Origin of the sequence: Klebsiella sp. Q2, from assembly GCF_009900705.1 — a bacterium.
Taxonomy (GTDB): Bacteria; Pseudomonadota; Gammaproteobacteria; order Enterobacterales; family Enterobacteriaceae; genus Klebsiella; species Klebsiella quasipneumoniae.
Genome location: NZ_JAAABE010000006.1, coordinates 299,161 through 320,467 on the forward strand (window position 1 = coordinate 299,161; position 21,307 = coordinate 320,467).

General features: G+C 60.2%; 21 protein-coding genes and 2 pseudogenes. 21 read left to right on the top strand and 2 right to left on the bottom strand.

Annotation, left to right across the window (positions count from 1 at the left end):
- The first annotated feature begins 137 nt into the window (after positions 1–137).
- From GT756_RS21965 to GT756_RS21980, 4 genes are read left to right on the top strand one after another with little or no spacing between them, the layout of a single operon-like run.
- Complete coding sequence (locus GT756_RS21965) at positions 138–1,085, top strand: 4-hydroxyproline epimerase (RefSeq protein ID WP_004204193.1); 948 nt, start codon at positions 138–140, stop codon at positions 1,083–1,085.
- Positions 1,082–2,191, top strand: a complete 1,110-nt coding sequence (locus GT756_RS21970) for an FAD-binding oxidoreductase (protein WP_064189456.1) — start codon at positions 1,082–1,084, stop codon at positions 2,189–2,191. Before GT756_RS21965 ends, GT756_RS21970 begins: the two co-directional genes overlap by 4 nt.
- Positions 2,188–2,451 (top strand): (2Fe-2S)-binding protein, encoded by a 264-nt coding sequence (locus tag GT756_RS21975; RefSeq protein WP_004204189.1) that lies wholly within the window; start codon positions 2,188–2,190, stop codon positions 2,449–2,451. The genes GT756_RS21970 and GT756_RS21975 overlap by 4 nt, the downstream gene beginning before the upstream one ends.
- Positions 2,432–3,694, top strand: a complete 1,263-nt coding sequence (locus GT756_RS21980; RefSeq protein ID WP_074195281.1) for an FAD-dependent oxidoreductase — start codon at positions 2,432–2,434, stop codon at positions 3,692–3,694. The genes GT756_RS21975 and GT756_RS21980 overlap by 20 nt, the downstream gene beginning before the upstream one ends.
- A gap of 3 nt (positions 3,695–3,697) precedes the next feature.
- Here GT756_RS21980 and hpaR read toward each other — a convergent pair whose 3' ends face one another.
- Positions 3,698–4,138, bottom strand: a complete 441-nt coding sequence (hpaR, locus tag GT756_RS21985; RefSeq protein ID WP_002887503.1) for a homoprotocatechuate degradation operon regulator HpaR — start codon at positions 4,136–4,138, stop codon at positions 3,698–3,700.
- A gap of 64 nt (positions 4,139–4,202) precedes the next feature.
- Between hpaR and GT756_RS26010 the strand changes: the two are divergent.
- From GT756_RS26010 to GT756_RS22065, 17 genes and pseudogenes are all read left to right on the top strand, one after another.
- Positions 4,203–4,367: pseudogene (locus GT756_RS26010) on the top strand (hypothetical protein).
- A gap of 57 nt (positions 4,368–4,424) precedes the next feature.
- Positions 4,425–5,036 (top strand): annotated as a pseudogene (locus tag GT756_RS21990) (fumarylacetoacetate hydrolase family protein); the annotation flags it as partial.
- Positions 5,037–5,053: 17 nt separating this feature from the next.
- Entirely contained in the window at positions 5,054–5,818 is a 765-nt protein-coding gene (locus GT756_RS21995; RefSeq protein WP_004204184.1) for a fumarylacetoacetate hydrolase family protein, read from the top strand.
- Positions 5,815–7,281 carry a 5-carboxymethyl-2-hydroxymuconate semialdehyde dehydrogenase gene (gene hpaE, locus GT756_RS22000; protein WP_064178547.1) on the top strand — a complete coding sequence of 489 codons (1,467 nt, stop codon included), beginning with the start codon at positions 5,815–5,817 and terminating at the stop codon, positions 7,279–7,281. Before GT756_RS21995 ends, hpaE begins: the two co-directional genes overlap by 4 nt.
- A 1-nt stretch (position 7,282) precedes the next feature.
- A complete protein-coding gene (hpaD, locus tag GT756_RS22005) occupies positions 7,283–8,140 on the top strand; it encodes a 3,4-dihydroxyphenylacetate 2,3-dioxygenase (RefSeq protein WP_002887492.1) in 858 nt (285 codons plus the stop codon).
- Between the two features lie 9 nt (positions 8,141–8,149).
- Complete coding sequence (locus GT756_RS22010; protein ID WP_160125065.1) at positions 8,150–8,530, top strand: 5-carboxymethyl-2-hydroxymuconate Delta-isomerase; 381 nt, start codon at positions 8,150–8,152, stop codon at positions 8,528–8,530.
- Positions 8,531–8,638: 108 nt separating this feature from the next.
- Positions 8,639–9,442, top strand: coding sequence for a 2-oxo-hept-4-ene-1,7-dioate hydratase (gene hpaH / locus GT756_RS22015; protein ID WP_004204180.1), 804 nt, complete (start codon positions 8,639–8,641; stop codon positions 9,440–9,442).
- 10 nt (positions 9,443–9,452) lie between these two features.
- Positions 9,453–10,250, top strand: coding sequence for a 4-hydroxy-2-oxoheptanedioate aldolase (gene hpaI / locus GT756_RS22020; protein ID WP_017899125.1), 798 nt, complete (start codon positions 9,453–9,455; stop codon positions 10,248–10,250).
- A gap of 21 nt (positions 10,251–10,271) precedes the next feature.
- Positions 10,272–11,630, top strand: a complete 1,359-nt coding sequence (hpaX, locus tag GT756_RS22025) for a 4-hydroxyphenylacetate permease (RefSeq protein ID WP_004204177.1) — start codon at positions 10,272–10,274, stop codon at positions 11,628–11,630.
- A gap of 9 nt (positions 11,631–11,639) precedes the next feature.
- Positions 11,640–12,530 carry a 4-hydroxyphenylacetate catabolism regulatory protein HpaA gene (gene hpaA / locus GT756_RS22030; RefSeq protein WP_004204176.1) on the top strand — a complete coding sequence of 297 codons (891 nt, stop codon included), beginning with the start codon at positions 11,640–11,642 and terminating at the stop codon, positions 12,528–12,530.
- Between the two features lie 223 nt (positions 12,531–12,753).
- The gene (gene hpaB / locus GT756_RS22035; protein WP_002887473.1) at positions 12,754–14,316 is read left to right on the top strand and encodes a 4-hydroxyphenylacetate 3-monooxygenase, oxygenase component; all 1,563 of its coding nucleotides are present in this window, start codon (positions 12,754–12,756) and stop codon (positions 14,314–14,316) included.
- 19 nt (positions 14,317–14,335) lie between these two features.
- Positions 14,336–14,848: a 4-hydroxyphenylacetate 3-monooxygenase reductase subunit gene (locus GT756_RS22040; RefSeq protein ID WP_064189454.1), complete on the top strand. Its 513-nt coding sequence runs from the start codon at positions 14,336–14,338 to the stop codon at positions 14,846–14,848.
- A gap of 295 nt (positions 14,849–15,143) precedes the next feature.
- Complete coding sequence (locus GT756_RS22045) at positions 15,144–17,294, top strand: carbon starvation CstA family protein (protein WP_004204173.1); 2,151 nt, start codon at positions 15,144–15,146, stop codon at positions 17,292–17,294.
- Between the two features lie 110 nt (positions 17,295–17,404).
- On the top strand, positions 17,405–17,608 hold the full coding sequence (locus tag GT756_RS22050; RefSeq protein ID WP_004204171.1) for a YbdD/YjiX family protein: 204 nt from the start codon (positions 17,405–17,407) through the stop codon (positions 17,606–17,608).
- Between the two features lie 11 nt (positions 17,609–17,619).
- On the top strand, positions 17,620–18,576 hold the full coding sequence (gene yjiA / locus GT756_RS22055; protein ID WP_094334268.1) for a GTPase: 957 nt from the start codon (positions 17,620–17,622) through the stop codon (positions 18,574–18,576).
- Between the two features lie 392 nt (positions 18,577–18,968).
- Positions 18,969–19,514, top strand: coding sequence for a YfaZ family outer membrane protein (locus GT756_RS22060; RefSeq protein WP_004204167.1), 546 nt, complete (start codon positions 18,969–18,971; stop codon positions 19,512–19,514).
- On the top strand, positions 19,514–19,834 hold the full coding sequence (locus GT756_RS22065; protein ID WP_004204165.1) for a hypothetical protein: 321 nt from the start codon (positions 19,514–19,516) through the stop codon (positions 19,832–19,834). The genes GT756_RS22060 and GT756_RS22065 overlap by 1 nt, the downstream gene beginning before the upstream one ends.
- Positions 19,835–19,882: 48 nt before the next feature.
- Here GT756_RS22065 and GT756_RS22070 read toward each other — a convergent pair whose 3' ends face one another.
- On the bottom strand, positions 19,883–21,253 hold the full coding sequence (locus tag GT756_RS22070) for an NAD-dependent succinate-semialdehyde dehydrogenase (protein ID WP_101839052.1): 1,371 nt from the start codon (positions 21,251–21,253) through the stop codon (positions 19,883–19,885).
- Positions 21,254–21,307: the final 54 nt, after the last annotated feature.

Genomic DNA, 21,307 nt, shown 5'->3' on the forward strand with positions numbered 1-21,307 from the left:
AATAACTATGCAACGTATGCACATCACCCCGGCACGATTATGCCGATTTCGTCATTATCTCTGCCGAAAGTGCTCAAGCCGCCCGCCCCGGGTTGCGCCAGCATGATGAAACATGTTGTTAACTTTCGGAGAGCAGAATGACCGCGCCACGCCCCCCTATTGCGCTGAGAGCCATTGATTCACACACCGGCGGCGAACCCACCCGCCTGATCGTTGACGGCTTCCCCGACCTCGGCGGCGGCAGCATGGCGCAGCGCCGCGACCGTTTCGCCCGTGACTTCGATCGCTGGCGTCAGGCGGTGATTCTCGAACCGCGCGGCAACGATGTGCTGGTCGGCGCGCTGCTGTGCCAGCCGGTCTCGGCGGCGGCCACCGCTGGCGTCATTTTCTTCAACAACGCCGGTTTTCTGAATATGTGCGGCCACGGCACCATCGGGCTTATCGCCTCGCTGGCGTGGCTTGGCCGTATCCAGCCAGGCGTACATCTGATTGAAACCCCGGTCGGCGACGTAAGCGCAACGTTGCACGACGATGGCAGCGTATCGGTGCAAAACGTCCCGGCCCGCCGCTGGAAAAAGCAGGTCCGCGTGGAGACCGCGCTCGGCCCCGTCGTCGGCGATATTGCCTGGGGCGGCAACTGGTTTTTCCTGATCAACGATCACCCGTTCGCCATTACCCCGGAGCACATCCCACAGCTCACCGACTACGCCTGGGCGGTGCGTGAGGGGCTGGAAGCCGCGGGGATCCGCGGCGACGACGGCGGCGTTATCGATCATATCGAGCTGTTCGCCGATGACGATGCCGCCGACAGCCGCAGCTTCGTACTCTGTCCGGGAAAGGCCTGGGATCGTTCGCCGTGCGGCACCGGCACCAGCGCCAAGCTGGCCTGCCTGGCGCAGGATGGCAAACTGCAGCCGGGAGCGATCTGGCGCCAGGCCAGCATCATCGGCAGCCAGTTTACCGCCAGCTACCAGCGCGCCGCCGCGGGCATCATCCCCACGATCCGCGGCGAAGCCTGGGTGTGCGGCGATAATCAGTTGATCCTCAACCCGGACGATCCCTTTTGCTGGGGGATCGCCCCGTGAAGTCGTGCGATGTCATCGTGATCGGCGCCGGGATCATCGGCGCCGCTTGCGCGTGGCAGCTGGCGAAGCGGGGGCAGAGCGTGACGCTTATCGACGACGGTCAGCCCGGCGCGACAGCGGCCGGTATGGGCCATCTGGTGTGCATGGATGACGACCCCGCCGAACTGGCGCTGTCGGCGTGGTCGCTGGCGCGCTGGCGCGCCATCACGCCGCGGATGCCCGACGCTTGCGCCTGGCGCGGCTGCGGCACGCTGTGGCTGGCGGATAGCGAAGAAGAGATGGCCGTCGGGGGCGAAAAACAGCGGCGGCTGGCAGGCTATCAGGTCCACAGCGAGCTGCAGACCCCGCAGCAGATCGCCGGGCGCGAACCGCTGCTGCGCAGCGGGCTGGCCGGCGGGCTATGGGTGCCCGGCGATGGTATCGTCTACGCGCCGAACGTCGCCCGCTGGCTGGTGGCCGATGCCGGAGACCATCTCACCTGCCTGCGCGACAGCGCGCAGGCGATTACCGAACCACAGGTACAGCTCGCCAGCGGCAAACGGCTACAGGCGCGGGCCATCGTGGTGGCCTGCGGACTTGAAGCCAACGCGCTGTTAGCAGAAAACTGGCTGCGGCCGAAAAAAGGCCAACTGGCGATAACCGATCGCTACGGGCCGCGGGTGCATCACCAGCTGGTTGAACTGGGTTACGGCGCCAGCGCCCACGGCGGCGGCACCTCGGTGGCCTTTAACCTGCAGCCGCGGCCCACCGGCCAGCTGCTGATTGGCTCGTCGCGCCAGTTTGATAACCGCGAGCGCCAGCTGGATCTCCCCTTGCTGGGGCTGATGCTCGATCGCGCCCGCCATTTTGTGCCGGCGCTGGCGACGCTGAATATCATCCGCTGCTGGAGCGGCCTGCGCGCCGCCTCACAGGATGGCAATCCGCTGATTGGCCCGCATCCCACGCGCCGCGGTGTATGGCTGGCGCTGGGCCATGAAGGGCTGGGCGTCACCACTGCCCCGGCGACGGCTGAGCTGCTGGCGGCGCAGATCCTCGGTGAACGCTGCCCGCTGGCGCCTGAGGCCTGGCTCCCGACCCGTCTGTATCATCAGGAGGCGATCGCATGAATAACACGCTCAATATCACCGTCGATGGCGAAGCGCTGACGGTGCCGGAAGGGATCAGCGTGGCGGCGGCGCTGGCGTTGACCGGCGATCCCACCACCCGCCAGGCGGTTAACGGCGACCCCCGCGCGCCGTTTTGCGGCATGGGGATCTGCCAGGAGTGCCGGATCACCGTCGACGGCCGGCGGGTGCTGGCCTGCCAGACCCTGTGCCGGGCCGGCATGCAAATAGAAAGGAGCCGCTATGCACACGCTGCGCTGTGACATTTTAATCCTCGGCGCCGGCCCCGCCGGCATGGCGGCCGCGCTCTCTGCCGCCGCCTGCAATAAGCAGGTCATTATTCTCGACGATAACCCCGCACCCGGCGGGCAAATCTGGCGGGCCGGCCCGCAGACGACGCTGCCCGCCCTGGCCCGGCGCTACCGCGACGCCATCGCCGCGTCTGCCGCCATCCGGATGGTGAACGGCGCGCGACTGATTGCCCGCCCCTCCGCGCGCAGCGTGCTGTTTGAAACCGCCGACGGCGGGGGCGTGGTTGACTGGCAGAAACTGATCCTCTGCTGCGGTGCGCGCGAGCTGTCGCTGCCCTTTCCCGGCTGGACCTTACCCGGCGTGACCGGCGCGGGCGGCCTGCAGGCGCAGATCAAGCAGGGCCTGTCGCTGAAAGGAGAAAAGGTGGTGATTGCCGGCAGCGGCCCGCTGCTGCTGGCGGTGGCGGATACGGTGAATAAGGCCGGAGGCCAGGTAACGAATATCATTGAGCAAGCGGCGCTCCCGGCGCTGCTGCGCTTCGCCAGCGGGCTGTGGCGCTGGCCGCAGAAGCTGCGCCAGTTAGCGACGCTGGCCCCGAAAGGCTATCTTAGCGGCGCCCAGGCGATCCGCGCCCACGGCACAACGCGGCTGGAGGCCGTGACATTGCGCCAGCGCGGCGTCGAGCGGACTATCGCCTGCGATCGGCTGGCCATCGGCTACGGGCTGGTGCCCAATATCGAGACGGGGCTGCTGTTCGGTTGCGCCACGGCGCAGGAGGCGATCCAGGTTAACCGCTGGCAGGAGACCAGCATCGCAGATGTCTACGCCGCCGGGGAGTGCACCGGTTTCGGCGGGAGCGAGCTGGCGCTGGTGGAGGGCGAAATCGCCGGGTATGCCGCCGCCGGTGCCAGCCAGCAGGCCCAGGCGCGATTTGCCCGTCGCGCCCGCTGGCAGCGCTTCGCCGCGGCTATCAACCGCACCTTCCAGCTGGCAGAGTCGTTGAAAAACGCGGCGACGCCGGAGAGCCTGCTGTGCCGTTGCGAAGATGTGCGCTGCGGCGACGTGGCTGCCGCCGACGACTGGCTGCAGGCCAAACTGACCCAGCGCTGCGGAATGGGCGCCTGTCAAGGGCGCACCTGCGCCGCCAGCGCCCGCTGGCTGTATGGCTGGCCGCTGCCGCAGCCGAGAGAGCCGCTGTCCCCCGCCCGCGCGGAAACGCTTATTGCCCTCGCCAGACTGAGTACCGAGCCGTAACCGCTACTCTTCTTCATCACCGCGCCCGGCAGGGACGCCAAGCGCAATAAACTCCTCCAGCAGCGAGGTCAGTTGCTGCAGCTTTTCCGTGGTGAACTGAGCCTCCAGCAGACGATAGGTTTCTTCCACCTCCGCCTGGGCGCTTTCGTACAGCGCGGTTCCGGCAGGCGTCAGCGAGACGTATAGCTTGCGCTGATCGTTAACCGGCTTCAGGCGCAGCACCAGTCCATCCCGCTCCATACGCGTCAAAATACCGGTCAGACTGGGGCGCAGGATACAGGCGCGAAAAGCCAGATCGTGAAAGTCCATCGACGGACGTTCGGCGAGGATCCGCACGATCCGCCACTGCTGTTCGGTGAGATTGTGTCGTTTAACGATCGGTCGAAAGTAGGCCATCGCCGCTTCACGCGCCTGCAACAAGGCAATGGTTAATGAATCATGCATAGTTTCCCCTCAACGGCCTCATCTAAAACTTATTAACAAATTAATAATTAGCGTTAATCCTGCCATGTACAACCGGTTTCTGCACCTGAAAAGTACCAGTCTTTCCCTGAAAAATATTCAACTCGTTGATTAATAATAAATAAGTTACTGATATGTAAATATTGTGTTAATCAGATCACAAAACATTCACTTCCAGTTGCTAAACCTCAGCGCAAAGCATAAAAGATGATCATTAATATATTAACGAAATCCCTTTGAACCGAAATCAGTCCCAGAGGAGTGGTGAATGAAAGGTACCATCTTCGCCGTTGCGCTCAATCATCGCAGCCAGCTCGACGCCTGGCGCGAGGCGTTTCAACAGGCCCCCTACAAGACGCCGCCGAAAACCTCGGTCTGGTTTATCAAGCCGCGCAATACCGTGATTGGCGATGGCGAGGCGATCCCCTATCCGCCGGGTGAAACCGTGCAAAGCGGCGCCACCGTGGCGCTGATTGTCGGCAAAACCGCGCGCAAGGTGGCGGAAGAAGAGGCGGCGAACTATATCGCCGGCTACGCGCTGGCTAACGACGTCAGCCTGCCGGAAGAGAGTTTTTATCGCCCGGCGATCAAGGCCAAGTGCCGCGATGGCTTCTGCCCCGTCGGCGCGCTGTCGCCGGTGCGCAACGTCGATAACCTGACCATCATCACCGAAATCAACGGCCGCGAAGCGGACAGCTGGCATACCGGCGATCTGCAGCGTAACGCCGCGCAGCTGCTGAGCGCCTTGAGCGAGTTCGCCACCCTCAATCCCGGCGACGCGATCCTCATCGGTACGCCCCACTCCCGCGTCACGCTGCGCCCCGGCGACCGGGTACGTATCCTCGCCGACGGTTTCCCGACGCTGGAAAACCCGGTTGTCGCAGAAGGAGAGCTGGCATGAAACAGGCACGCATTGAATGGCAGGGACAGGTACGCGACGTGCTGGTCGATGAACGCGACCAGGTGCGCCTGGACGATGGCACGGTATTAAAAGGAGGTGAATTCCGTTGGCTGCCGCCCGCCGACGGCACGCTGTTCGCGCTGGGGCTGAATTACGCCGACCACGCCAGCGAGCTGGAGTTTAAGCCGCCAACCGAGCCGTTGGTGTTCATCAAAGCGCCAAACACCTTTACTGGCCACCAGCAGCAGTCGGTACGCCCGGATAACGTCGAATACATGCACTACGAAGCCGAACTGGTGGTGGTGATCGGTAAAACCGCGCGCCGCGTCAGCGAAGCCGAGGCCATGGACTATGTCGCCGGCTATACCGTGTGCAACGACTACGCGATCCGCGACTATCTGGAAAACTACTATCGGCCGAACCTGCGGGTGAAAAGCCGCGACACCCTGACGCCGATCGGCCCGTGGATCGTCGGCAAAGAGGCGATCCCGGATCCGCATAATCTGGCGCTGCGCACCTGGGTCAACGGCGAGCTGCGCCAGCAGGGCACCACCGCCGATCTGATCTTCAGCATCCCGTTCCTCATCGCTTACTTAAGCGAATTTATGACCCTGCAACCGGGCGACATGATCGCCACCGGCACGCCGAAGGGGCTGTCCGACGTGGTGCCGGGCGACGAGGTGATCGTTGAAGTCGAGGGCGTGGGCCGCCTGGTCAACCATATCATCAGCCAGCAAGCGTATGAGGAGACACTGTCATGAAAAAAATTAACCATTGGATCAACGGTAAAAACGTTGCCGGCGCAGACTATTTTCATACCACCAACCCGGCCACCGGCGAGGTACTGGCTGAAGTCGCCGCCGGCGGTGAAAGTGAAGTCCATCAGGCGGTAGCGGCGGCGAAAGCGGCCTTCCCGAAGTGGGCTAACCTGCCGATGAAAGAGCGCGCGCGCCTGATGCGCCGCCTGGGGGATCTGATCGATCAGAACGTCCCGGAGATCGCGGCGATGGAAACTGCCGATACCGGCCTGCCTATCCACCAGACCAAAAACGTGCTGATCCCGCGCGCCTCACACAATTTCGAATTTTTCGCCGAAGTGTGCCAGCAGATGAACGGCAAGACCTATCCGGTCGACGACAAGATGCTCAACTACACCCTCGTGCAGCCGGTTGGCGTCTGCGCGCTGGTGTCGCCGTGGAACGTGCCGTTTATGACCGCCACCTGGAAGGTGGCGCCGTGCCTGGCCTTAGGCAATACCGCAGTGCTGAAAATGTCCGAGCTATCTCCGCTGACCGCCGATCGTCTGGGCGAGCTGGCGCTGGAGGCCGGGATCCCGGCTGGCGTGCTCAACGTGGTGCAGGGCTATGGCGCCACCGCCGGCGACGCGCTGGTGCGCCATCATGATGTGCGCGCCGTCTCCTTCACCGGCGGCACCGCCACCGGGCGCAACATCATGAAAAACGCCGGGCTGAAAAAGTACTCCATGGAGCTGGGCGGCAAATCGCCGGTGCTGATTTTTGAAGATGCCGATATCGAGCGCGCGCTCGACGCCGCGCTGTTCACCATCTTCTCGATCAACGGCGAACGCTGCACCGCCGGCTCGCGCATCTTTATTCAGCAGAGTATTTATCCGGAGTTCGTCAAGCGCTTCGCCGAGCGCGCCAACCGCCTGCGCGTGGGCGATCCGACCGATCCGAATACCCAGGTCGGCGCGCTGATTAGCCAACAGCACTGGGAGAAAGTGTCCGGTTACATTCGCCTCGGCATCGAAGAGGGGGCCACCCTGCTGGCCGGCGGCGCGGATAAGCCGTCCGACCTGCCGGCGCATCTGAAAGCCGGCAACTTCCTGCGCCCGACGGTGCTGGCGGATGTCGACAACCGCATGCGCGTCGCGCAGGAAGAGATTTTTGGCCCGGTCGCCTGCCTGCTGCCGTTCAAAGACGAAGCGGAAGGGCTGCGCCTGGCTAACGATGTGGAATACGGCCTGGCGTCGTATATCTGGACCCAGGACGTCAGCAAAGTGCTGCGTCTGGCGCGCGGTATTGAAGCCGGGATGGTGTTCGTCAACACCCAGAACGTGCGCGACCTGCGTCAGCCGTTCGGCGGCGTGAAGGCCTCCGGCACCGGCCGCGAAGGCGGCGAGTACAGCTTTGAAGTATTCGCCGAAATGAAAAACGTCTGCATCTCGATGGGCGACCATCCGATCCCGAAATGGGGAGTCTGATATGGGTAAGTTAGCGTTAGCAGCAAAAATCACTCACGTGCCGTCGATGTATCTGTCTGAGCTGCCCGGGAAAAACCACGGCTGCCGCCAGGGCGCTATCGACGGACATAAAGAAATTGGCAAGCGCTGCCGCGAAATGGGCGTCGATACCATCATCGTGTTCGACACCCATTGGCTGGTCAACAGCGCCTACCACATCAACTGCGCCGACCATTTCCAGGGCGTCTACACCAGTAACGAACTGCCGCATTTTATTCGCGACATGACCTACGACTACGACGGCAACCCGGAGCTGGGCCAGCTCATCGCCGACGAGGCGGTGAAGCTCGGGGTACGCGCCAAAGCGCACAATATTCCGAGCCTGAAGCTGGAGTACGGCACCCTGGTGCCGATGCGCTACATGAACAGCGATAAGCACTTCAAGGTGGTGTCTATTTCCGCCTTCTGTACCGTTCACGACTTTGCCGACAGCCGCAGGCTGGGCGAAGCGATCCTCAAAGCCATTGAGAAATATGACGGCACCGTGGCGGTGCTGGCCAGCGGCTCGCTGTCGCACCGCTTTATCGACGATCAACGCGCCGAAGAGGGGATGAACAGCTACACCCGCGAGTTCGATCATCAGATGGATGAGCGGGTGGTGAAGCTGTGGCGCGAGGGCAAATTTAAAGAGTTCTGCACCATGCTGCCGGAGTACGCCGATTACTGCTACGGCGAAGGCAACATGCACGACACGGTGATGCTGCTCGGCCTGCTGGGCTGGGATAAATATGACGGCAAGGTGGAGTTTATCACCGAGCTGTTCGCCAGCTCCGGTACCGGCCAAGTTAACGCCGTGTTCCCGCTGCCGGCGCAGGCGTAAGGGGGCCCTATGCCGCATTTTATCGCCGAATGTACCGACAACATCCGCGAGCAGGCCGATCTGCCCGGGCTGTTCGCCAAAGTCAACGAGGTGCTGGCCGCCACCGGCATCTTTCCGATCGGCGGGATCCGCAGCCGCGCCCACTGGCTCGATACCTGGCAGATGGCCGACGGCAAGCAGGATTACGCCTTTGTCCATATGACGCTGAAGATCGGCTCCGGGCGCAGCCTGGAGAGCCGTCAGGACGTGGGAGATATGCTGTTCGCGCTGATCAAATCCCACTTTGCCGCGCTGATGGAGAGTCGCTACCTGGCGCTGTCGTTCGCCATGGAAGAGCTCGACCCGACGCTGAACTACAAACAGAACAACGTGCACGCGTTATTTAAATAATGTGCAAATTGCCCGGTGGCGCTGCGCTTACCGGGCCTACAACGGCCATGAATTTGTAGGCCGGATAAGCGAAGCGCCATCCGGCAATACAATGCCACAGGAATCACTATGCTCGATAAACAGACCCGAACCCTGATTGCCCAGCGGCTGAATCAGGCCGAAAAACAGCGTGAACAGATCCGCGCGATCTCGCTGGATTATCCGTCGATCACCATTGAGGACGCTTACGCCGTCCAGCGCGAGTGGGTCGAGATGAAGATCGCCGAAGGCCGCGTACTCAAAGGCCACAAGATCGGTCTGACCTCAAAAGCCATGCAGGCCAGCTCGCAGATCAGCGAGCCGGACTACGGCGCGCTGCTTGACGATATGTTCTTCCACGACGGCAGCGATATCCCCACCGACCGCTTTATCGTTCCGCGTATCGAAGTCGAGCTGGCCTTCGTGCTGGCCAAACCGCTGCGCGGCCCGAACTGCACGCTGTTTGATGTCTACAACGCCACCGACTTCGTTATTCCGGCGCTGGAGCTTATTGACGCCCGCTGCCACAACATCGATCCGGAAACCCAGCGCCCGCGCAAAGTGTTCGACACCATTTCCGATAACGCCGCCAACGCCGGGGTGATCCTCGGCGGCCGCCCGATTAAACCCGACGAGCTGGATCTGCGCTGGATCTCCGCCCTGCTGTACCGCAACGGCGTGATTGAGGAGACCGGCGTCGCCGCCGGGGTGCTCAATCACCCGGCCAACGGCGTGGCCTGGCTGGCCAACAAGCTGGCGCCGTACGATGTTCAGCTCGAAGCCGGGCAGATTATTCTCGGCGGCTCCTTTACCCGTCCGGTACCGGCACGCAAGGGCGATACCTTCCATGTCGACTACGGCAATATGGGCGCCATCAGCTGCCGCTTTGTCTGAGGAGAGCAACATGAACAACGCTTTTAAAGCGGCGCTCAAGGCCGGGCGTCCGCAAATCGGCCTGTGGCTTGGGCTGTGCAGTAGCTACAGCGCCGAACTGCTGGCCGGCGCCGGCTTCGACTGGCTGCTGATCGACGGCGAACATGCGCCCAACAATGTACAAACGGTGCTAACCCAGCTTCAGGCCATCGCGCCCTACCCTAGCCAGCCGGTAGTCCGCCCATCGTGGAACGACCCGGTGCAGATCAAACAGCTATTGGATATCGGCGCGCAAACCCTGCTGGTGCCGATGGTGCAGAACGCCGACGAAGCGCGGCTGGCGGTCAGAGCCACTCGCTACCCGCCCGCCGGCATGCGCGGCGTCGGCAGCGCGCTGGCCCGCGCCTCACGCTGGAACCGCGTGCCGGATTATCTCCACCAGGCCAACGACGCCATGTGCGTCCTGGTACAGATTGAGACCCGTGAAGCGCTGAAAAATCTGCCGCAGATCCTCGATGTCGACGGGGTGGACGGGGTGTTTATCGGCCCGGCGGACCTCAGCGCCGATATGGGTCACGGCGGCAATCCGCAGCACCCGGAAGTACAGGCCGCCATTGAAGATGCCATCCAGCAAATCCGTCAGGCCGGTAAAGCGCCGGGGATCCTGATGGCCAATGAACAGCTGGCGAAGCGCTATCTCGAACTGGGCGCGCTGTTCGTCGCCGTCGGCGTCGATACCACCCTGCTGGCCCGCGGCGCAGAAGCGCTGGCGGCCCGGTTTACCCACACCGCAACGACCACAACCGATAACAATAAATCCGTCTATTGAACGGATAATGTGGAGCGCAACATGACTACCTCTACCCTGCAACACAATGATAATAAATCCGTTGAAGTAGAAAACCGGGTGATCAAAAAGCTGTTCCGCCGCCTGATCACCTTCCTGTTCGTTCTCTTTGTTTTCTCATTTTTGGACCGCATTAACATCGGCTTCGCCGGCCTGACGATGGGCAAAGACCTCGGTCTGACCTCCACCATGTTCGGCCTGGCGGCGACGCTGTTCTACGTCACCTACGTGCTGTGCGGGATCCCCAGCAATATCATGCTGGCGAAAGTTGGCGCGCGCCGTTGGATCGCCGGGATCATGGTGGTCTGGGGGATCGCCTCGACCTGTACCATGTTCGCCACCAGCCCGCATACGCTGTACATCCTGCGCATGCTGGTCGGCATCGCCGAGGCTGGTTTCCTACCAGGGATCCTCGTCTATCTGACCTGGTGGTTCCCGGCCTACCATCGCGCCCGCGCCAACGCCCTGTTTATGATCGCCATGCCGGTGACGATGATGCTCGGCTCGATACTTTCCGGCTATATTCTGGCGCTCGACGGCCTGTGGAACCTGAAGGGCTGGCAGTGGCTGTTTCTGCTGGAAGGCCTGCCATCGGTGGTGCTTGGCGTCGTCACCTGGTTCTTCCTCAACGACACGCCGGATAAAGCCAACTGGCTGGATAACGAAGAGAAACAGGCGCTGAAGGCGATGATCGATCGCGAACGGGAACATGCGGCGATCGTCCCGGCTTCGCCGCGTTCCACGCTGCGCGAAGTCCTGACGCCAGCGGTGCTGATGTATACCCTGGCCTACTTCTGCCTGACCAATACCCTCAGCGCCATTAATATCTGGACGCCGCAGATCCTGCAGAGCTTCAACACCGGCAGTAGCAACATCATGATTGGCCTGCTGGCGGCGATCCCGCAGTTCTGCACCATTTTCGGCATGATCTGGTGGAGTCGCCGCTCCGACCGGCGCAAAGAGCGCAAGATGCATACCATCCTGCCCTACCTGTTCGCCGCGGCGGGTTGGCTGCTGGCTTCGGCAACGCACCACAGCCTGATCCAGCTGATCGGCATTATTATGGCTTCGGTGGGATCCTTTACCGCGATGGCCATTTTCTGGACCACCCCGGATCGGGTGATCAGCCTGCAGTCGCGCGCGGTGGCGCTGGCGGTGATCAACGCCATCGGCAACGTCGGCTCTGCCGTCAGCCCGCTGTTGATCGGCATTTTGCGCGATACCACCGGCAGCTTTAGCTCCGGGCTGTGGTTTGTCGCCGGGCTGCTGATCGTCGGCGCGCTAGTGCTCACCCGCATTCCAATGAGCCAGCGTGAGGACGCCGCCGCCGCGCCGGGCTTAGCGGCGCAAAAAGGCCACTAAGGAGCGGGTATGTGTCAGCATTCCATCGCCAACATCGACATCAATAAAGATTACGACGAGAGCCTGGGTACCGAAGAGGTGCACTATCAGTCGTTTGCCCGTATGGCGGCCTTTTTTGGCCGCGACATGCAGGCGCATCGCCACGACCGCTATTTTCAGATGCACTTTCTTGATACCGGGCAGATTGAGCTGCAGCTTGATGACCATCGCTACTCGGTGCAGGCGCCGCTGTTTGTGATAACGCCGCCTTCGGTGCCGCACGCCTTTATTACCGAGTCCGATAGCGATGGTCACGTGTTGACGGTGCACGAAGAACTCATCTGGCCGCTGCTGGAGGTGCTTTATCCCGGCACGCGGGAGACCTTCGGCCTGCCGGGGATCTGCCTGTCGCTGGCGGATAAACCCGACGAGCTGGCGGCGCTGGCGCACTACTGGCAGCTGATTCGCCGGGAATCTACCGCCCAGTTGCCGGGGCGCGAGCATACCCTGGCGCTGCTGGCGCAGGCGGTCTTTACCCTGCTATTGCGTAACGCAAAGCTCGACGATCACGCTGCCAGCGGCATGCGCGGCGAGCTGAAGCTATTCCAGCGCTTTAACCAGATGATCGACAGCCACTACCATCAGCACTGGACGGTACCGGATTACGCCAGGGAGCTACACCTGACCGAATCGCGGCTGACCGATATCTGTCGCCGCTTTGCCAACCGTTCGCCGAAGCGGCTGATATTCGACCGCCAGCTACGCGAGGCGAAGCGGCTGCTGTTGTTTTCCGATAGCGCGGTTAATGAGATAGCCTGGCAGCTGGGGTTTAAAGATCCCGCTTATTTTGCGCGCTTTTTTAGCCGCCAGGTCGGCTGCTCGCCCAGCAGCTACCGGGCGCAAAAAGTACCGGTATCGTAAGTCCCCGCTGGCGCTGCGCCTGCCGGACGATGGCCCACAGGTCGGGTCAGCGCCGCGCCAGCCGGCAAAAGCTGCAGAGATCACAAAATTCACTCCCGCCTGAAAAGTACCCGTCGTTGTCGCAAACGTCCCTTCACGACAAGCGCAATAACCGCTTCAATTAAACAACAAAAACAAAACATATATTTAACATTATTTTCCGATAAATACTGAAGAGGCCCCTATGAAACCTGAAGATTTCCGCGCCGACGCGAAACGCCCGTTAACTGGCGAAGAATATTTAAAAAGCCTGCAGGATGGCCGCGAAATTTATATCTACGGCGAGCGCGTGAAGGATGTCACCACCCACCCGGCCTTCCGTAACGCCGCGGCTTCTGTCGCGCAACTGTACGATGCGCTGCACAAACCGGAGATGCAGGATTCCCTGTGCTGGGGCACCGATACCGGCAGCGGCGGCTACACCCATAAATTCTTCCGCGTGGCGAAAAGCGCCGACGATCTGCGCCAGCAGCGCGACGCCATCGCCGAGTGGTCACGCTTAAGCTACGGCTGGATGGGCCGCACCCCGGACTACAAAGCCGCCTTCGGCTGCGCGCTGGGCGCCAACCCGGCGTTTTACGGCCAGTTCGAGCAGAACGCCCGCAACTGGTACACCCGCATTCAGGAAACCGGCCTGTACTTTAACCATGCGATCGTCAACCCGCCGATCGACCGCCACAAGCCGGCTGATGAAGTGAAGGATGTCTACATCAAGCTGGAAAAAGAGACCGATGCCGGGATCATCGTCAGCGGCGCGAAAGTAGTCGCCACCAACTCGGCGCTGACCCACTACAACATGATCGGCTTCGGCTCCGCACAGGTGATGGGCGAGAACCCGGACTTCGCGCTGATGTTCGTCGCGCCGATGGATGCCGAAGGGGTGAAGCTTATCTCCCGCGCCTCCTATGAGATGGTCGCCGGCGCGACCGGGTCCCCGTACGACTATCCGCTCTCCAGCCGTTTCGACGAGAACGACGCGATTTTGGTCATGGATAAAGTGCTGATCCCCTGGGAGAACGTGCTGATTTACCGCGACTTTGACCGCTGCCGTCGCTGGACCATGGAGGGCGGTTTCGCCCGCATGTATCCGCTGCAGGCCTGCGTGCGCCTGGCGGTGAAACTGGACTTTATCACCGCCCTGCTGAAGCGTTCTCTGGAATGTACCGGTACCCTCGAATTCCGCGGTGTGCAGGCCGACCTTGGCGAAGTTGTGGCGTGGCGCAACATGTTCTGGGCGTTAAGCGATTCCATGTGCTCGGAAGCGACGCCGTGGGTCAACGGCGCATGGCTGCCGGATCACGCCGCGCTGCAGACCTATCGCGTGATGGCCCCGATGGCCTACGCCAAGATCAAAAACATCATCGAGCGCAACGTCACCAGCGGCCTGATTTATCTGCCGTCCAGCGCCCGCGATCTGAACAACCCGCAGATCGACCAGTATCTGGCGAAGTACGTGCGCGGCTCCAACGGTATGGATCACGTTGAACGCATCAAGATCCTCAAACTGATGTGGGACGCCATCGGCAGCGAATTCGGCGGCCGCCACGAGCTGTATGAAATCAACTACTCCGGTAGCCAGGATGAGATTCGCCTGCAGTGTCTGCGCCAGGCGCAGAGCTCCGGCAATATGGACAAGATGATGGCGATGGTCGACCGCTGCCTGTCCGAGTACGACCAGAACGGCTGGACGGTGCCGCATCTGCACAATAACGCTGATATCAACATGTTGGATAAGCTGCTGAAGTAATTCGCAGCGGGAGGTCATAATGCAATTAGATGAACAACGCCTGCGTTTTCGCGATGCCATGGCCAGCCTGTCGGCGGCGGTGAATGTGGTCACTACCGCAGGCGAAGCCGGCCGCTGCGGGATTACCGCCACGGCGGTGTGCTCGGTGACGGATACGCCGCCATCGGTGATGGTGTGTATCAACGCCAACAGCGCGATGAACCCGGTGTTTCAGGGCAACGGCAAGTTGTGCATCAACGTGCTGAACCACGAACAGGAAATCGTGGCCCGTCATTTCGCCGGGATGACCGGGGTGACGATGGAAGAGCGGTTTGCCCTCAGCGGCTGGCAGCACGGCGCGCTCGGGCAGCCGGTGCTGAAGGGCTCGCTGGCCAGTCTCGAAGGCGAGATTAGCCAGGTGCAAACCATCGGTACCCACCTGGTATATCTGGTGGAGATCCGCAATATTACCCTGAGCCCGCAAGGCCACGGCCTGATTTACTTTAAACGCCGTTTCCACCCGGTGATGATGGACATGGAAGTCGCGGTGTAATGGCCTCGCCTGCTCCTCCCCGGTTGGGGAGGAGCGTTAACCAACAGAGTCGCAGGCCACAATCTCCTGTGATCACAATCACATAATCCAGCCCTGTTCACTTCGTAGCCAACCGCTTACCCCCTCCAGTAACCGCTTAACCCCCTATACAACCACTCACCGATTTACCCAACTTTACGCGCGCGTAGTTCTGGCAAGATCGAAGCCAGCCTAGCTAATCAATACCTCCATTAACCCTTACTTAAAACCAGACGGCTTCGGCCAATTATTCATCTAATTAACGCCAGGTTTTACTATGGATACCAAAAAACTACTCAAGCACATACCCTGGGTGATTCTCGGAATCATCGGGGCATTTTGCCTCTCAGTCGTCGCCCTGCGCCGCGGTGAGCACGTCAGTGCCCTGTGGATCGTCGTGGCGTCGGTTTCCGTATACCTCGTCGCCTACCGGTATTACAGCCTGTATATCGCGCAGAAGGTGATGAAGCTTGACCCGACGCGCTCGACGCCGGCGGTCATTAATAACGATGGCCTGAACTATGTGCCGACCAACCGCTACGTGCTGTTTGGCCACCACTTCGCCGCGATCGCCGGCGCCGGCCCTCTGGTGGGCCCGGTGCTTGCCGCGCAGATGGGCTATCTGCCTGGCACCCTCTGGCTGCTGGCCGGCGTGGTGCTGGCGGGGGCAGTACAGGACTTTATGGTGCTGTTTATCTCCTCGCGGCGTAACGGCGCCTCGCTGGGCGAGATGATCAAGCAGGAGATGGGGCCGGTTCCGGGCTCTATCGCCCTGTTTGGCTGCTTCCTGATTATGATCATCATCCTCGCGGTACTGGCGCTGATCGTAGTGAAAGCGCTGGCGGAGAGCCCGTGGGGCGTCTTTACCGTCTGCTCGACGGTGCCTATCGCCCTGTTCATGGGTATCTACATGCGCTTCCTGCGCCCGGGCCGCGTGGGTGAAGTGTCGGTTATCGGTATCGTGCTGCTGGTGGCCTCCATCTGGTTCGGCGGCATTATTGCTCACGACCCCTACTGGGGCCCGGCGCTGACCTTTAAAGACACCACCATCACCTTTACCCTGATTGGCTACGCGTTTATCTCCGCCCTGCTGCCGGTATGGCTGATTCTGGCGCCGCGTGACTATCTGGCTACTTTCCTGAAAATCGGCGTTATCGTCGGCCTGGCGCTGGGGATCGTTATCCTCAACCCGGACCTGAAAATGCCGGCAGTGACCCAGTACATTGATGGCACCGGCCCGCTGTGGAAAGGTGCCCTGTTCCCGTTCCTGTTTATCACTATCGCCTGCGGCGCGGTCTCCGGCTTCCACGCGCTGATCGCCTCCGGCACCACGCCGAAGCTGCTGGCCAACGAAACCGATGCCCGCTTTATCGGCTATGGCGCGATGCTGATGGAATCTTTCGTGGCCATCATGGCGCTGGTCGCGGCATCGATTATCGAACCGGGTCTCTACTTCGCGATGAACACCCCGCCGGCGGGCCTTGGCATCGTCATGCCGAACCTGCACGAAATGGGCGGTGAAAACGCGGCGATGATCGCCGCGCAGCTGAAAGAAGTGACCGTCCACGCGGCGGCGACCGTCAGCTCCTGGGGCTTCGTGATTTCACCTGAGCAGATCCTGCAGACGGCGAAAGATATCGGCGAACCTTCGGTACTGAACCGCGCCGGCGGCGCGCCGACGCTGGCCGTCGGTATCGCCCACGTGTTCCATAAAATCATCCCGATGGCGGATATGGGCTTCTGGTACCACTTTGGTATCCTGTTTGAAGCGCTGTTTATCCTCACCGCGCTGGATGCCGGTACCCGCGCAGGCCGCTTTATGCTGCAGGATCTGCTGGGTAACTTCGTGCCGTTCCTGAAAAAAACCGACTCGCTGGTCGCCGGGATTATCGGTACCGCGGGCTGCGTCGGGCTGTGGGGCTACCTGCTGTATCAGGGCGTGGTCGACCCGCTGGGCGGCGTGAAGAGCTTGTGGCCGCTGTTCGGTATCTCTAACCAGATGCTGGCCGCCGTGGCGCTGGTGCTTGGCACCGTGGTGCTGGTCAAAATGCAGCGCACCAAATATATTTGGGTCACCGTGATCCCGGCTGCGTGGCTGCTGCTGTGCACCACCTGGGCGCTGGGCCTGAAGCTGTTCAGCACCAACCCGCAGATGGAAGGCTTCTTCTTTATGGCTCAGCAGTATAAAGAGAAGATCGCCGCCGGCGGCGAGCTGACCGCGCAGCAGATTGCCAACATGAATCATATCGTGGTCAACAACTACACCAACGCCGGGCTGAGTATCCTGTTCCTGGTGGTGGTGTACAGCATCATCTTCTACGGCATCAAAACCTGGCTCAACGTGCGCAACAATAAGGTGCGCACCGACAAAGAGACCCCGTACGTGCCGGTACCGGAAGGCGGTGTGAAGACCTCGTCACATCATTAACTCTGATGCCGGATAGCGCTACGTTTATCCGGCCTACAAACAAGCGCATTAACGTAGGCCGGATAAGGCGCGAGTCGCCATCCGGCTTTATTCGTTATCTGGAACTTACAATGTTTGGTAACTTAGGTCAGGCTAAAAAATATCTCGGTCAGGCGGCGAAAATGCTGATTGGCATTCCGGATTACGACAACTACGTCGCCCATATGCAAACCAACCATCCGGATCAGCCGTACATGACTTATGAAGAATTCTTCCGCGAACGCCAGCAGGCCCGCTACGGCGGCGACGGCAAAGGCGGCGTCCGCTGCTGTTAATGGAGGCAATAATGGCACCGATTGCAGTCACCCTACTCACCGGTTTTCTCGGCGCAGGAAAAACCACCCTCCTGCGCCATATCCTGAATGAGCAGCACGGTTTCAAAATCGCCGTGATTGAAAATGAATTTGGCGAAGTCTCCGTTGACGATCAGCTGATCGGCGACCGCGCCACGCAGATCAAAACCCTGACCAACGGCTGCATCTGCTGTACGCGCTCCAACGAACTGGAAGACGCCCTGCTCGATCTCCTCGACAGCCGCGATCGCGGCGAAATCGAGTTTGACCGGCTGGTGATTGAGTGCACCGGCATGGCCGACCCGGGGCCGATTATCCAGACCTTTTTCTCCCATGAGGTGCTTTGCGAGCGCTATCTGCTGGATGGCGTGATCGCCCTGGTGGATGCGGTCCATGCCGACCAGCAGATGGATCAGTTCACCATTGCCCAGTCGCAGGTGGGCTACGCGGACCGCATATTGCTGACCAAAACTGATGTTGCCGGCGATACCGAAAAGCTGCGCGAACGCCTGGCGCGCATCAATGCCCGGGCGCCGATTTATACCGTCATTCATGGCGATATCGATCTAAGCCAGCTGTTTAACACCAGCGGCTTTATGCTGGAAGAGAAGGTCGTTAACAGCACACCGCGTTTCCACTTTATGGCCGAGAAGCAAAACGACGTGTCATCAATCGTGGTTGAGATGGATTACCCGGTGGATATCAGCGAGGTATCACGGGTAATGGAAAACCTGCTGCTCTCCTTCGCCGATCAATTGATGCGCTATAAAGGGATGCTGTGGATCGACGGCGAGCCGAATCGGCTGCTGTTCCAGGGCGTGCAGCGCCTCTACAGCGCCGACTGGGATCGCCCGTGGGGCGATGAAACGCCGCATACCACGCTGGTGTTTATCGGCATTCAGTTGCCGGAAGAGGAAATTCGCGCGGCGTTTGCCGGGTTACGACGCTAACCTACCCGCCTGCGCGCTAAGGCGCAGGCCCCCTTCTCTCACCGCACATCGTCAAAGACAGGAACAAAACGTCGTCATCGCGTCGAAAAATGTAAATCAACGTTTTTATAAGTAACAGTAGAAACACTTTTGGAAATAATAAGAAACTAAATGAATAGGATCCTTAATAATTAATGCCCGCCCTGTTCAGTTTCTGTTTAGCTCTCCCATTAAACCTCTGCTAAACAGACCAAATTTCATGATTGACCTCGCCGTAACCCAACGTCTTTACAACATTATCAAAACACACCGCTGACAAAACCAGCATAAAAAATCGACGTAAGTCACATTTGCAGAGGTAAACATCGATTGTTAAGGTGCCCTCAGACAAATTTAATGACGAGGAGCAAACCATGAAAAAGCTTAACATCCTTATTGTTGCTGCCCTGACCGCGGTCTCTGGTTCCGCCATGGCAATGGGGTTTACCGTTGAACAAGGTAAGAATTTTACCAACCTGAATATGGAAATGGGTAAATCCTCTTCCGGCCTGTATGCCGAAAGCCACTGGCTGAAGAATACCGATGACGGTAGCCAGACCGGCGGCGTTGGCGCGGGTTACAATCTGGAAGTGGGCCCGGTGATGCTCAACGCTGGCGCGAAAGCTATCTATCTGGGACCGAAAAAAGGCGATAACGGCGTCGCGTTTCCGGTCGGCGGCGGGGTGAACGTGGCCCTGACCGACAGCATCCACGTATTTGGCGAAGGGTATGTCGCGCCCGACGGCCTGAACAACAGCGTGAAAAACTATGTTGAAGCGAACGGCGGCGTGAGCTGGTCCCCGGTTGGTCCATTGACCCTGAAGGTGGGTTACCGTCACGTGAGCGTTGACGGCAAAGAGGGCCGCCCAAACCACACCCTGATTGACGGCGCCTACGTAGGCGGCGGGGTTACCTTCTGATGAAATCACGTCTCGCCGCGCTCTCTGCGCTGAGCCTGGCGTTGCTGCTGACCGGCTGCACTCAGTATACCTGGGTGAAGCCGGGTTTAAGCGATGCCGAGATGCATAAAAAGCTCACCGAATGTGAAGCGCAGGCCCTGGTCGATCTCCCTCCGGATAACGTGGTGACCGGATCCAGTTCAGAAAAAACGGACAAAAAGCAAAAGAAACAGGATGTTGAAACAAGTTATACGGTAGAAGACGCGAATGAATATCAGCGGGAGACCTTAGTCGACAGCTGTATGTTCAAAAGCGGCTGGGATAAAGTCGAAGTGCAATAAATCTATTATAAAAAAACCTGCCGGATGGCAGGTTTTTTTATGGCCGGCCTAGCGGCGCACCACCACCAGCTTCTGGTTCACGAACTCTTTGATCCCGAGATCGGAGAGCTCCCGGCCATAACCGGAACGCTTCACGCCGCCAAACGGCAGTTCGGGCGCGGTATCGGTCAGCCAGTTGATATAGACCATCCCGGTTTCAATGGCGGATGCCATCCGTTTGGCGCGTTCGATGTCCTGACTGAACACCGCGCCGCCCAGGCCATAGTGAGAATCATTGGCAAGCGCAATCGCCTCCTCATCGTTTTTCACCACATAGATCTGCGCCACCGGGCCAAAGAACTCTTCGAAGTACGCCGGGTTGTCACGGGTGATACCGGTCAGGATAGTGGGTTCAAAGAAGTTGCCTTCCCGCGCCACCGCTTTGCCGCCCAGATGCAGCGTGGCGCCGTTTTTGACCGCCTCGTCCACCTGCTTGCTCAAGGTTTCCAGCGCATCTTTAGAGGAGAGCGGCCCCAGCGTGGTGCTTTCATCCAGCGGATCGCCTATTTTTACCTGGCGAAACGCCTCGCTAAATTTCGTCAGAAACGACTCAGCGATGCTCTCATGCAGGATAAACCGCTTGGCGGCAGTACACACCTGGCCGGCGTTATTCAGCCGCGCCTGGACGCCGATTTTCACCGCGCGATCGAGGTCGGCATCGTCGAGCACCACAAACACATCGTTGCCGCCGAGTTCCAGGGTCGATTTCTTAATATGCTTCGCCGCCTGCGCCGCCACCACGCTGCCGGCTTTTTCCGACCCGGTCAGCGCCGCGCCCTGCACACGGTCGTCGGCGATAATCTTCGCCACCTGATCCTGAGAGATAAACAGGTTGGTCCACGCCCCTTCCGGTGCGCCGGCCTCGCGCACCAGATGGGCAAAGGTCTCCGCGCAGTGCGGTACGATGCTGGCGTGTTTGGCGATAACCGGGTTACCGGCCGCCAGGTTTGGCGCCAGGACGCGCATCAGCTGGTAATAGGGGAAGTTCCACGGTTCCACCGCCAGTAAGACGCCAATGGGGTGGTGCTCAACCCAGGCTTCACCCAGTTCGGAGGGATACTTCACCGGCGCCAGCATCGATTTGGCGTTATCGGCGTAATAGCGGGCGATTTGCGCGCACAGTTTCACTTCGCCGCGGCTCTGCTTAATGAGTTTCCCCATCTCCTGGCTGGCGATTTTCGCCAGATCTTCCACCCGGCTGTCGATCAGATCCGCCAGCTTATGCAGCACCGCCAGGCGCGGTTCAATATCGCCTTTCGCCCAGGCCGAATGATAGAGCGCATCCGCCTGCCGCAGCGCCGCCTCCACGTCCGCATCGCTGTGCGCCGGGTACGTTTTAATAAGCTGATTGTTCGCAGGATTCACCGTCTGATAGGCCATATCGCATGTCTCCTTGTTATCGCTATAAAGGCAGTCAAAAATGCCGTTAAGGAT